At 70.5% G+C, this 11,888-nt stretch carries 10 protein-coding genes; 4 read left to right on the forward strand and 6 right to left on the reverse strand.

Translation table 11 applies throughout. The annotated features are described in order from the left end of the window. Position 1 precedes the first annotated feature (1 nt). The 3 genes from scpA to AB0I53_RS15110 all read right to left on the reverse strand — a co-directional run bounded on the left by scpA (position 2) and on the right by AB0I53_RS15110 (position 5,127). Complete coding sequence (gene scpA, locus AB0I53_RS15100) at positions 2–2,206, reverse strand: methylmalonyl-CoA mutase (RefSeq protein WP_358602121.1); 2,205 nt, start codon at positions 2,204–2,206, stop codon at positions 2–4. After that, entirely contained in the window at positions 2,203–4,068 is a 1,866-nt protein-coding gene (locus tag AB0I53_RS15105; protein WP_358602124.1) for a methylmalonyl-CoA mutase family protein, read from the reverse strand. The genes scpA and AB0I53_RS15105 overlap by 4 nt, the downstream gene beginning before the upstream one ends. Before the next feature lie 120 nt (positions 4,069–4,188). Beyond that, positions 4,189–5,127, reverse strand: a complete 939-nt coding sequence (locus AB0I53_RS15110; RefSeq protein WP_358602127.1) for a hypothetical protein — start codon at positions 5,125–5,127, stop codon at positions 4,189–4,191. A 363-nt stretch (positions 5,128–5,490) separates the two neighbouring features. Here AB0I53_RS15110 and AB0I53_RS15115 point away from each other — a divergent pair, with 363 nt between their 5' ends. Further along, positions 5,491–6,438, forward strand: coding sequence for a M23 family metallopeptidase (locus tag AB0I53_RS15115; protein ID WP_358602129.1), 948 nt, complete (start codon positions 5,491–5,493; stop codon positions 6,436–6,438). Between the two features lie 251 nt (positions 6,439–6,689). Here AB0I53_RS15115 and AB0I53_RS15120 read toward each other — a convergent pair whose 3' ends face one another. Both AB0I53_RS15120 and AB0I53_RS15125 read right to left on the reverse strand, forming a co-directional pair. Continuing rightward, a complete protein-coding gene (locus AB0I53_RS15120) occupies positions 6,690–6,842 on the reverse strand; it encodes a hypothetical protein (RefSeq protein WP_358602132.1) in 153 nt (50 codons plus the stop codon). 40 nt (positions 6,843–6,882) lie between these two features. Then, positions 6,883–7,080 carry a hypothetical protein gene (locus AB0I53_RS15125; protein WP_358602135.1) on the reverse strand — a complete coding sequence of 66 codons (198 nt, stop codon included), beginning with the start codon at positions 7,078–7,080 and terminating at the stop codon, positions 6,883–6,885. A gap of 145 nt (positions 7,081–7,225) precedes the next feature. Here AB0I53_RS15125 and AB0I53_RS15130 point away from each other — a divergent pair, with 145 nt between their 5' ends. From AB0I53_RS15130 to AB0I53_RS15140, 3 genes are all read left to right on the forward strand, one after another. Beyond that, positions 7,226–9,754, forward strand: a complete 2,529-nt coding sequence (locus tag AB0I53_RS15130) for a DUF3516 domain-containing protein (protein ID WP_358602138.1) — start codon at positions 7,226–7,228, stop codon at positions 9,752–9,754. Positions 9,755–9,901: 147 nt separating this feature from the next. After that, a complete protein-coding gene (locus tag AB0I53_RS15135) occupies positions 9,902–10,315 on the forward strand; it encodes a universal stress protein (RefSeq protein ID WP_358602141.1) in 414 nt (137 codons plus the stop codon). A 39-nt stretch (positions 10,316–10,354) separates the two neighbouring features. Beyond that, a complete protein-coding gene (locus tag AB0I53_RS15140; protein ID WP_358602283.1) occupies positions 10,355–10,942 on the forward strand; it encodes a DUF1349 domain-containing protein in 588 nt (195 codons plus the stop codon). Here the strand turns inward: AB0I53_RS15140 and AB0I53_RS15145 are convergent, their stop codons facing one another. Next, positions 10,943–11,797, reverse strand: a complete 855-nt coding sequence (locus AB0I53_RS15145) for an SAM-dependent methyltransferase (RefSeq protein ID WP_358602144.1) — start codon at positions 11,795–11,797, stop codon at positions 10,943–10,945. Positions 11,798–11,888 lie beyond the last annotated feature (91 nt).

An 11,888-nucleotide genomic window follows, 5' to 3' on the forward strand; every position in this document is an offset into this window, starting at 1 on the left:
ATCAGTGGTCGAGTCGGGTGCGGAGTTCTTCGAGCAGGCCCAGCGCGGCGTCGGCGATCACCGTGCCGGGCGGGAAGATCGCGCTGGCCCCGGCCTGCCGGAGCGCGTCGAAGTCGGCAGGCGGGATGACCCCGCCGACGACGACCATGATGTCCTCCCGGCCAAGTTCGGCCAGCTCGTCGCGCAGCGCGGGCACCAGGGTCAGGTGCCCGGCGGCGAGGCTGGAGACGCCGACGATGTGCACGTCCGACTCGGCGGCCTGGCGGGCCACCTCGGACGGGGTCTGGAACAGCGGGCCCACGTCGACGTCGAAGCCGAGGTCGGCGAACGCGGTCGCGATCACCTTCTGGCCGCGGTCGTGGCCGTCCTGCCCCATCTTGGCGACGAGGATGCGCGGTCGGCGGCCCTCGGCCTCGGCGAAGTCCACCACCTGCCGGCGGGCCGCTTCCAGCTGCTCCGACGGTCCCGACTCGTCCCGGTACACGCCGGTGATCGTACGGATCTGCCCGGAGTGGCGGCCGAACACCTTCTCCAGCGCATCGGAGATCTCGCCGACGGTCGCCTTCTCCCGCGCCGCGTCCACGGCCAGCGAGAGCAGGTTGTGCGCCATGTCGTTGGGCCGCTGGTCGGACATCGACGCCTCGGCCGCCGCGGTGAGCCGGCGCAGCGCGTCGTCGCAGGCCGCGCTGTCGCGTTCTTCGCGCAGCCGCCGCAGTTTCTCCAGCTGCTGCGCGCGGACCCCGGCATTGTCCACTTTGAGCACGTCGATCTGCTCGTCGCCGTCGTAGCGGTACTTGTTGACGCCGATCAGCGGCTGCCGCCCGGAGTCGATGCGGGCCTGGGTGCGGGCCGCGGCCTCCTCGATGCGCAGCTTGGGGATGCCGGCGTCGATGGCCTGCGCCATGCCGCCGGCGTCCTCGACCTCGGCGATGTGCGCCCAGGCACGTTCGGCGAGGTCCTTGGTGAGGCGCTCCAGGTAGTAGCTGCCGCCCCACGGGTCGATCACCCGCGTGGTCCCGGATTCCTGCTGCAGCAGCAGCTGCGTGTTGCGGGCGATGCGCGCGGAGAAGTCGGTGGGCAGCGCCAGCGCCTCGTCGAGCGCGTTGGTGTGCAGCGACTGGGTGTGGCCCTGGGTGGCGGCCATCGCCTCGACGCAGGTGCGCGCCACGTTGTTGTAGACGTCCTGGGCGGTCAGCGACCAGCCGGAGGTCTGCGAGTGGGTGCGCAGCGACAGCGATTTCGGGTTCTGCGGGTCGAAGGCCTGCACCAGCTTCGACCACAGCAGCCGGGCCGCGCGCAGCTTCGCGACCTCCATCGCGAAGTTCATCCCGATGCCCCAGAAGAACGACAGCCGGGGCGCGAAGGCGTCGATGTCCAGCCCGGCCTGCCGCCCGGCGCGCAGGTATTCGACGCCGTCCGCGAGGGTGTAGGCCAGCTCCAGGTCGGCGGTCGCCCCGGCCTCCTGGATGTGGTAGCCGGAGATGGAGATGGAGTTGAACTTCGGCATCCGCTGCGAGGTGTAGGCGAAGATGTCGGAGATGATCCGCATCGACGGCTGCGGCGGGTAGATGTAGGTGTTGCGGACCATGAACTCCTTGAGGATGTCGTTCTGGATGGTCCCGGCCAGCTTCTCCGGCGCGACGCCCTGCTCCTCGGCGGCGACGATGTAGAGCGCCATCACCGGCAGCACCGCGCCGTTCATGGTCATCGACACGCTCATCCGGTCCAGCGGGATGCCGTCGAAGAGCTGGCGCATGTCGAAGATCGAGTCGATCGCCACCCCGGCCATGCCGACGTCGCCGGCGACGCGCGGGTGGTCGGAGTCGTAGCCGCGGTGGGTGGCCAGGTCGAACGCCACCGACAGGCCCTTCTGGCCGGCGGCCAGGTTGCGGCGGTAGAAGGCGTTGGACTCGTCGGCGGTGGAGAACCCGGCGTACTGCCGCACCGTCCACGGCTGGTTGACGTACATCGTCGGGTACGGCCCGCGCAGGAACGGCGCCAAACCCGGGTAGGTGTGCGGGAACTCGAGTCCCTCGACGTCGGCGGAGGTGTAGAGCGGCTTGATGCCGATGCCCTCCGGCGCCTCCCAGACCAGGGCGTCGGACTCCTTGCCGGTGGCGGCGAGGAGTTCTTGCTGCCACCGCGCCTGGTCGGTGGCGGGCGGGACATCCAGCGGGATGTCGGCGAAGTTCGGGATCTGCGTCATCGGCCCACTCCCAGCTTCTCGTGGACGTCGGTGAGGACGGCCAGCGCGTCGCACCCGGCGAAGACGAATCCGTCGACGCCCTCCGGTGGCGGATCGCCCGGTTTCCCGGCCAGCAGCACGTGCTTCGCTCCGGACTGCTTGAGCGCCGCGGCGGTTTCCGCGGCGCGTTCGGCGTAAACCTTGTCGCTGGAGCACAGGCAGACCACCGGCGATCCGGTGTAAGCCGCCACAACGTCCTTTGTGGACTCGGTCGCTCCGGCGTCGGTGCTTTCGATGCCGCCCGCGGCGAGCAAGTTCCGCGTGAACGAGGCGCGCGCGTTGTGCGCGGCGAGCGAGCCGAGCGTCGCGAGGAACACCGTGGGGCGGTTGCCCGTCTCGGTGAGCTGCGCGTCGGCGGCGTCGCGCAGCCGCTCGTAGTCCTCGGCGTAGCGGTGCACCGGGAGGCCGCCCGAAGGCTGCTGTGGTGCGGGCTCGCGCTCCAGCGGCGCCTCGTCCAGGTTCGGGAACTCGCTGACGCCGGTGATCGCGTCCTCGCGGTGCGCGATCGCCGCCCGGCGCTTCTCCCACGTGGCCGAGAGCCGCTCGGCGACGAGGCCGGATTCCAGCGCGGCGGGCAGCCCGCCGGCGGCCTCGATCTCCTGGAACCACCGCCAGGCGGCCTGCGCCAGCTCGTCGGTCAGCGACTCGACGTACCAGGAGCCGCCGGCCGGGTCGATCACCTGCGCCAGGTGCGATTCCTCCAGCAGCAGGGTCTGCGTGTTGCGGGCGATGCGGCGGGCGAAGCCGTCCGGCAGGCCGATCGCGGCGTCGAACGGCAGCGCGGTGACCGCCTGCGCGCCGCCCATCCCGGCGGCGAAGGTCGCGATCGTGGTGCGCAGCATGTTCACCCACGGATCGCGCCTGGTCAGCATGGCTGCTGACGTCACGGCGTGCTGTGCCTGCGCCCGCGCCGGCTCCGACGTGCCGCAGGAGCGGGTCACCTGCTCCCACAGCCGCCGCGCGGCGCGCAGCTTGGCGATGCCCAGGAACTGGTCGGCGTTGGTGGCGTAGCGGAACTCCAGCAGCCCGGCGGCGGTGTCGACGTCCAGCCCGGCTTCGGTCAGCCACCGCAGGTAGGTCGTGCCCGCGGCGAGCGAGCAGCCCAGCTCCTGCGCGTCCGAGCCGCCCGCGTCGTGGTACGGCAACCCGTCCACGACCAGCGCCTTCAGCTCCGGGAACTCCGCCGCGCAGCGGCGCGCCAACCGAACCGCGCCGTCTCGGTCGCTGGGACGGCCGGTCCGGGCCTGCACGCCCAGCGGGTCGGCGCCGAGGTTGCCGCTCAGCGCGCTGCCGCGCGCGTCCTGCTCGGCGGCCACCGCCAGGAGCGCCTCGGCGGCGGCCTCGAAGTCCTCGCCCGCGTCCAGGGCGACGCCGATCATGTCCAGGTGGACGCCTTCCAGTGCGTCCGCGAGGTCGTCGACGGCCAGCCCGCCGGAGCCCAGCCGAAGCCACAGCGACGACACGCCGTTGTAGAGGTCGGCCAGGATTTCCCGGTTGGTTTCGGCGGCATCCGGGTTCTCGTGCCGCTGCCGCACGTCCCAGCCCTCGGCGACGCTGCCCTGCGGGCGGCTGCCGCGCACGAACGGCGCCAGCCCGGGCGCGCCGGCCTCGGGCGGTCCCTCCGTGTAGAGCGGGTGCACGGCTATGCCGTCGTAGGTCGTCGAGGCGAGCACGTCCTCCACCGGACCGGCCGGAGTTCGCTCGCCGATCAGCCCGGATCGCTGCAGCACCTTCTTGACCTGAGCCCGCCACTGCTCGCGGTCCACGGGTGTGGCGGAGGAGAGGTCAGGCCCGCCGCCGCTCGACATCGAGTGCGCCACCATGGAGCTGAGGTTAGCCGAGTGGCCGGTTCTGGGAATACCCCTGATCTGTGAATCAGGTCGCAAGCCGGCCTAGCGGCGATTCACTTAGCGCCGCCGTGCGGTAGCCCGGCGGCGGTCCGGTCAGTCCCATTCCCAGGCGATCCCGAGGGTGCCTCGCGGCACGTCGCGGGTCGCGAGGTGCACCGACCGGCCGCCGGTCATGAGCAATTCCGTGCCGGGGCTCTCGGTGTCGAACGGATCTTGCCGGAACGAGTGGCACCGCACCGGAAGCGCGGACTCGGCGAAGCGTACCGACATCACGTAGGCATCGGCCGGATACCGGAAGGCGCGGCGGTGGTCCAGGCTGACGGCCGGGTGCTCGATGCGCAGTTCGTACTCCAGCAGCTGCGTCTCGCCGGCCCGCAGGCTGCGGTCGAACAACAGCTCCGCGGCGATGATCGGAACCACCGAATGCCGGCTCACCCGACCCAAGCGGCAATTCTCGGTCGGCTGCAGAACCAGCGAGCGCGAATCGCTGCCCGGCTCGCCCCGGTACACGAACAGGTGGCGGTCGGGTCCGTCCTCCAGTGCCCGCAGCACCGTCCGGGTGCGGACCCGGTGGATCGCGAGATCCGGGCCGACCGTGGCGATGTCCTCCATGGCGTAGGTGCGCAGCTTGTTGTCCGACGGGCCGAGCACCGGCTCGATGGTCTGCGCCAGGGCGATGGACGGTTCGAGGATCCCGTCGTAGCGGCGGTACTTCGGCGCGCGGTGGATCCACCGGCCGCGCGGGCGCGGCGGCCCGAGCAGCACGATCAGCGAACGGCCGGGCAGGCCGAGGATGCTTTCGATGGCGCGCAGCGCGCGCAGGGAGTCGGCGCGTTCCGGGCGGCTGCGGCCCTGCTGCCAATAGCTGAGGCTGGCCAGGCTGACCTTGATGCCGCGCCGGGCGAGCCTACCGCGCAGTCCCTCCAGGGTCAGCCCGCTTTCCTCGATCGCGGCGCGCAGCGCGGCGTGGAACGGGCCCGTCCGCAGCAGTGCCTCCAGGTCGGCCCGCGGGCTGGGGGATGCGCTGTCCATCGTGTCCTCCGCAATTGCGAGTCGGTGCGCGTTGCTGCGGGTGGAATACGCATTCTGTGGAACAACGAAGTTTTCAACCACGCCGGGAGCCGCGGGCGGCCGGATCGAATTGCCTGCCGGGCGAGCCCACCTGCGGGGACTGTCCGATTTTGGTGATTTAACAGTTTTCGCAGCGGGTTTCAGGCCGTCGCCCGGGCTGCCGCGGGTGATCTTGACACCGCCGCGCATTCCGCTATTCGCTGTCGCGGAACCGCTGGCGACGGGAGCCGAAACTCCTTTCCGGATTGCACCGAACGGTCTTTTCTGTTGTCGCCAAATGGTTTCCGCGAATACCCCGAGCAGTCGATCTCCCCGGGAGGAAAGATGCATTCGTTGACCAAGCGCGCGCTGGGCGCGGCCGCGGGCGCGGTGGCGGTGACCGTGCTGCTGGTGGCACCGACGGCGGCGGTCGGCGCGGATCGGGCGGATCTCGATTCGGCGGTCCGGGACGCGATGCTCGCCGAACGCGGCCCGGCCGCCCTCTCCGCGTTCGACGTCCAGGCGCTGGACGAGCCGTGGGTGGAGCCGACCCGCACCAACGACCAGGGCTGGGCGTTCGGCACGACGACGATCCCCGCCCCGGCCAAGGAGCACGCGACGCCGCAGACCGCGATCTTCGTGGCGCACCGGGACGCGCGGGGCTGGCAGGTCGTGCTGGACGGCACGGCGGAGTTCGTGCAGGTCGCCGAGCGGGCGCCCGCCGACATCGTCAGCGCGGAGGAGAAGCGGCTCTTCGCGCGCAACTACGACAACAGCAGCCACGCCGCCGCCGCCACCGGCCTGGGCCTGCCGTGGGCCGAGGGCGTGGCGTGGTGGATGGGCGGCGGCCCGCACGGCGACAGCGGCGAAAGCCGCCCGTACAGCTCGCTGGACTTCAACGGCGGCAACGGGCAGGTGCTGTCGGCGGGCGCGGGCCGGGTCTACAAGAGCTGCCTGCGCAACGGCAGCGGACTGGTGCGGGTCGTGCACGAGAACGGCTACAGCACGACCTACTACCACATGACGGGGCTCACCGGTCTCGGCGACGGCCAGCCGGTCGACTACGGCGAATACCTCGGCCGCATCGACGTCGGCCTGCCCTGCGGAGGCAGCACCACCGGCCCGCACGTGCACTTCTCCCTGCTGACGGGAAGCTCCCACACGCCGGTCGACGGCCAGACCATCGGAGGCTGGACGTTCTGGGAAGGCCCGAGGGCCTACGGCGGCTACGCCGAACGAAACGGCACCCAGGTCGCCCCGGGAGGCCGAGTCACCAACCACGGCCAGGCCTGACAACCCACCCCGGGCGCGCCGCGCGCCCGGGGCGATCTACTGCTGCGGAGCAACGCAAGACCGGGCAATCGAGGGCTCCCATCCCGGGGTTGGCAATTTCCCGAGAAATTGCGCCATCGCAGGGTCACCGTCATCGTTACGTTCGGTAACGCCCGCACTCCGTTTTCGCAGGCGGGGCAATTTCTCGAGAAATTGACCGTCACCCTAGTGAACGTCAATTTCTCGTGAAATTGCGCTCCAACCCGGGGTGGTCACGACTGCCGCTCCAGCGCGACGATCGCGGCTTCCTGGGGAATCGTGCCGGACTTCTCAGCCTGGGCGAGCCGGTTCACCCAGTACACCTCTTCTGGGGCTTCCCAGTGCTCGGCGTCGTCGCCGCTGGTCGGCACGGTTTCCGTGCTCATGTGCAAAGCGTATGACGCGGTCAGGTGCAACGTGGCTCGGCTACGGGCGGCGGCCGCAGAGGTGGTAGACCCAGCCGGATTCCGAGGTGTAGTGCAGTTCGTAGTGGGTTTCGATCTTCGGGCCGTCGTGCAGGTGGACGTGCCGCAGCAGCCGTCCCGCGACCGCCTCCGAGTCGCGCAGATCCTGAATCCGGCCGTCCAGCGGCCCGCCGACGAAGCGCACGTTCCGGCTCACCATGACACCCCTCCTCCCGCACGTATCCCAATCGTCCCCGATCGCAGGTGCCCAGCACCAGCACGCGAACCGGCGTGCCTCCGAGCGCGTGGGTTCGGCCACCCCGGGTCGCTTCGGCGGGAGTTGACCAGGGACGATGGGGGGCACGATGAAGCTCACCGACCAGCTCCCAGCCCTGCCGACCGACTCCCCGGACCCCGACGCGTTGCTCGATGCGTTCGTGTCCTGGACCACCGACCAGGGCATCGAGCTCTACCCGGCGCAGGAAGAAGCGCTGATGGAGGTCGTGACCGGGGCGAACCTGATCCTGAGCACACCGACCGGCTCCGGCAAGAGCCTGGTCGCCACCGGGGCGCACTTCACCGCGCTGGCCGCCGGCAAGCGCAGCTTCTACACCGCACCGATCAAGGCGCTCGTGTCGGAGAAGTTCTTCTCGCTGGTCGACATCTTTGGCGCCGAGAACGTCGGCATGATGACCGGCGACAGCAGCGTCAACGCCGACGCCCCGATCATCTGCTGCACCGCGGAAATCCTGGCCAACATCGCGCTGCGCGACGGCGACCGCGCCGACGTGGACCAGGTCGTGATGGACGAGTTCCACTTCTACTCTGAGCCCGACCGCGGCTGGGCGTGGCAGGTGCCGCTGCTGGAGCTGCCGCGCACCCAGTTCGTGCTGATGTCCGCCACGCTCGGCGACGTCACGTTCTTCCAGAAGGACCTGACCCGGCGCACCGGCCGGGAAACCGCCGTCGTCACCTCGGCGGAGCGGCCGATCCCGCTGACCTTCCGCTACGCCAAGACGCCGCTGCACGAGACGATCGAGGAGCTGCTGGCCGGCCAGCAGGCCCCGGTGTACGTCGTCTACTTCAACCAGGCTTCCGCGCTGGAGCAGGCGCAGGCGTTGATGAGCGTCAAGGTCGCCTCCCGCGAGCAGCGCGACCAGATCGCCGAGGCGATCGGCGACTTCCGGTTCACCGCCGGGTTCGGCAAGACCCTCTCCAGGCTGGTGCGGCACGGCATCGGCGTGCACCACGCCGGGATGCTGCCGAAGTACCGGCGGCTGGTCGAGCAGCTCGCGCAGGCCGGGCTGCTCAAGGTCATCTGCGGCACCGACACCCTCGGGGTGGGCATCAACGTGCCGATCCGCACCGTGCTGATCACCGGGCTGACCAAGTACGACGGGGTCCGCACGCGGCACCTGAAGGCGCGCGAGTTCCACCAGATCGCCGGTCGCGCGGGCCGCGCCGGGTACGACACCGCCGGTTACGTCGTGGTGCAGGCGCCCGAGCACGAGATCGAGAACGAGCGGGCGCTGGCCAAGGCCGGCGACGACCCGAAGAAGAAGCGCAAGCTGGTGCGCAAGAAGGCGCCCGAGGGCTTCGTGTCCTGGAGCGAGAAGACCTTCGAGAAGCTGGAGTCCGCCGAGCCGGAGCCGCTGCGGTCCAGCTTCAACGTCAACCACGCGATGCTGCTCAACGTCATCAACCGGCCCTCCAACGGTCGGCACCGTGACGCGTTCGCCACAATGTCTCACCTGTTGACCGACAACCACGAGGACCGGCCGACGCAGCGCCGCCACATCCTGCGCGCCATCGCGATCTACCGCGCGCTGCTGGCCGCCGGTGTGGTCGAGCAGCTCGACGAGCCCGACGAGCAGGGCCGCCGGGTGCGGCTGACCATGGACCTGCAGTTCGACTTCGCGCTCAACCAGCCGCTTTCGCCGTTCGCGCTGGCCGCGATCGAGCTGCTGGATTCCGAGTCGCCGCGCTATCCGCTGGACGTGCTGTCGGTGATCGAGTCCACTCTGGACGATCCGCGGCAGGTGCTCTCGCAGCAGCAGTTCAAGGCGCGCGGCGAGGCCGTCTCGCAGATGAAGGCCGACGGCATCGAGTACGACGAGCGGATGGAGCTGCTCGAGGAGATCACCCACCCGAAGCCGCTGGTCGAACTGCTGGAAGCCGCCTACGAGACCTACCGCAAGGGGCATCCGTGGGTCGGCGAGCACGAGCTGTCGCCGAAGTCGGTGGCCCGCGACATGTTCGAGCGGGCGATGAACTTCGTCGAGTTCGTCAACTTCTACGGGCTGGCCCGCTCCGAGGGTCTGGTGCTGCGCTACCTGGCCGACGTCTACAAGGCGCTGCGGCACACGGTGCCCGACGACGCCAAGACCGAGGAGCTCACCGACATCATCGAGTGGCTCGGCGAGCTGGTCCGGCAGGTCGACTCCAGCCTCCTCGACGAGTGGGAGAAGCTGCGCCACCCTGGCGCGGAGCCGACGGTCGTGGCGGTGGACGAAGGCCCGGAGCGGATCACGCTGAACAAGCGGGCCTTCCGGGTGCAGGTGCGCAACGCGCTGTTCCGCCGCGTGGAGCTCGCGGCCCGGCGCCGCTACGACGAGCTCGGCGAGCTGGACGGCGACAGCGGCTGGGGCGCCGACGCGTGGGCGGACGCGCTGGAGGAGTACTTCGAGCAGCACGACGAGATCGCCACCGGCCCCGACGCTCGCGGCCCGGCGCTGCTGCTGATCACCGAGGAGCCGGAGCGCTGGCTGGTCCGGCAGATCTTCGCCGACCCGGACGAGGACCACGACTGGGGCATCAGCGGCGAGGTCGACCTCGCCGCCTCCGACGAGGCGGGCAACGCGGTCATCCGGGTCACCGAGGTGAACCAGCTCTGACGGTCTCGTGAGCGTTTTGGGGCGCCAGGGCAACCCAAAACGCTCACGGCCCGTGCGAAACGCGACCGTTCCGGGGGTCGCGGAGCACTCCGGCCTGGCCTACCATCCCGGCGGGATCACCCAAAACCTCGTCGGAAGGAGCCGGGCATGCCGCAGACCATCGCAGTCGGAGTGGACGGATCGGACGAGTCGGTACGGGCATTGCGCTGGGCGGCCAACCAGATCCGCGAGGTCGGCGGCATCGCCCACGCGATCATGGTCTGGCACCAGCCGGTGCAGTTCGGATATCGTCTGCCGACCCCGGACACCGAGCTGGAAGAGCGGGCGAACAAGGCGTTGGACACCGCTGTGGCGGCGGTCAAGGCCGATTTCCCCAACGTGGACCTGCGATCCAGGCTCATCCGCGGGCACGTGGTCGACGAGCTGGTCGGGCTGTCCAAACAGGCCGATCTGCTGGTGGTGGGCAACAAGGGGCACGGCGCCTTCACCGGCATGCTGGTCGGGTCGGTGGCGCTGAAGCTCGTGCACCACGCGGCCTGCCCGGTCGTCGTCGTCCGCTGACGACAGCCGGCCCCGCCGGAAAAGTGGAGACGGGTGGGCATGCAGCAGGCCGAGGACATCACGCTGTTCGGGCTCAGTGGGTGGCGGTGGCTCAACCCGCCGGTGAACTGGATGTCCTACGGGGGACTGACGGTGACCGCCGACTCCGGCACGGACTTCTGGCGGACGACGCACTACGGCTTCGTGCGGGACAGCGGGCACGCGCTGCTGCGGCCGGTGGGCCCGCGGTTCAAGCTGACGACCCGCTTATTCGGCGACTACCGGGAGCAGTACGACCAGGCCGGGCTGCTGCTGCGGCTGGACGAGCGCAACTGGATCAAAGCGGGCATCGAGTTCGTCGACGGCGAGCAGCTGCTCAGCGCAGTGGTGACCCGCGACGTCTCGGACTGGAGCGTGGTGCCGCTGGAGGCGGTGTGCGGGCCGGTCGAGTCGATCACCCTGGAACTGGAGCGGGCGGGCGACACCGTGACGATCCGCTACGCCGCCGACGGCGACGAGCCGAAGACGGCGCTGCGGTTGGCGTACTTCCCGCCGGACCTGCCGGCCGAGGCCGGCCCGATGTGCGCCTCGCCGGATGGCGCGGGCTTCGCGATCCGCTTCGCCGAACTGTCCCTCGCGGAGGACTGATCAGCGCGCCGCGGTCAGGAAGTCGCCGGCCCGGGTCAGGCCGCGTCCCCCGGACGTGAGGGCGCGGCCGAGCCGGCCGGCGGCCTCGTCGACGGTCTCGCGCCGCACCTGCCAGCCGAACCCGGCGAGCCGGTCGGCCGGGTCCGGCCGGTCGTCGGGGCTGAACAGCGCGTTCAGGTCGACGCCCCACTTCTCCGAGGACTGCGCCAGGTCGTCGTCGAGCAGCACGCTCTGCTTCGCGGTGAGGTTCTCGATCGCGATCCTGCTGCCGGGCGCGGACATCTCGTCCACGACCTCCAGCAGCCGCACGTCGGTCTCGGCGGGCAGGTAGCAGAGCAGCCCTTCACCCAGCCACGCCGTGGGGAGGGCCGGGTCGAACCCGGCGTGCCGGAGCGCGGCGGGCCAGTCGTCGCGCAGGTCCACCGCGACCTCGTGGCGCTCGCAGGCGGGCCGGGCGCCGTGGTCGGCGAGAATCGCGTCCTTGTAGGCCAGCACCTTCGGCTGGTCGACCTCGAACAGCCGGAGGCCGGGCGGCCACGGCAGCCGGAACGCCCTGGTGTCCAGGCCGGCGGCCAGGATGACCGCCTGCCGCACGCCTCCGGCGCAGGCCCGCTCGAACCACTCGTCGAAGAGCCGGGAGCGCAGGCCGATGTAGTCGATCGTGTCCTGCCAGCCCTCGCCGAAGTCGGCCGCCGCCGTGGGCACCGCCCGCCCGGCGGCCGTGGCCAGCGCCGCGGCGTACGGATCTTCGATCAGCCGGTCGGCGCGCTCGGATTCCAGTGCGCGGGCCGCGGCGACCATCAGCGCAGTGATCCCGACGCCGGACGCGACGTCCCACTCCTCATTTGCCGGCACGGTGTCCCCCTCCGTTGTCAGCGAGTGCTGAAGCTGTCACGCTCCGATTCCCCTCCCGGTATCGTCGCGCGGGAACAGATCGACAGCGCCG

It is taken from the genome of Saccharopolyspora sp. NPDC050389 (assembly GCF_040655595.1).
In the GTDB taxonomy this organism is placed as follows: domain Bacteria; phylum Actinomycetota; class Actinomycetes; order Mycobacteriales; family Pseudonocardiaceae; genus Saccharopolyspora.

Excerpts from the sequence above, each read along its gene's own strand:
- AB0I53_RS15105 (WP_358602124.1), bottom strand. The coding sequence starts at position 4,068 with ATGGTGGCGCACTCGATGTCGAGCGGCGGCGGGCCTGACCTCTCCTCC.
- AB0I53_RS15140 (WP_358602283.1), top strand. The coding sequence starts at position 10,355 with ATGCAGCAGGCCGAGGACATCACGCTGTTCGGGCTCAGTGGGTGGCGG.
- AB0I53_RS15125 (WP_358602135.1), bottom strand. The coding sequence starts at position 7,080 with ATGGTGAGCCGGAACGTGCGCTTCGTCGGCGGGCCGCTGGACGGCCGG.
- AB0I53_RS15135 (WP_358602141.1), top strand. The coding sequence starts at position 9,902 with ATGCCGCAGACCATCGCAGTCGGAGTGGACGGATCGGACGAGTCGGTA.
- AB0I53_RS15120 (WP_358602132.1), bottom strand. The coding sequence starts at position 6,842 with ATGAGCACGGAAACCGTGCCGACCAGCGGCGACGACGCCGAGCACTGG.
- scpA (WP_358602121.1), bottom strand. The coding sequence starts at position 2,206 with ATGACGCAGATCCCGAACTTCGCCGACATCCCGCTGGATGTCCCGCCC.
- AB0I53_RS15130 (WP_358602138.1), top strand. The coding sequence starts at position 7,226 with ATGAAGCTCACCGACCAGCTCCCAGCCCTGCCGACCGACTCCCCGGAC.
- AB0I53_RS15115 (WP_358602129.1), top strand. The coding sequence starts at position 5,491 with ATGCATTCGTTGACCAAGCGCGCGCTGGGCGCGGCCGCGGGCGCGGTG.
- AB0I53_RS15110 (WP_358602127.1), bottom strand. The coding sequence starts at position 5,127 with ATGGACAGCGCATCCCCCAGCCCGCGGGCCGACCTGGAGGCACTGCTG.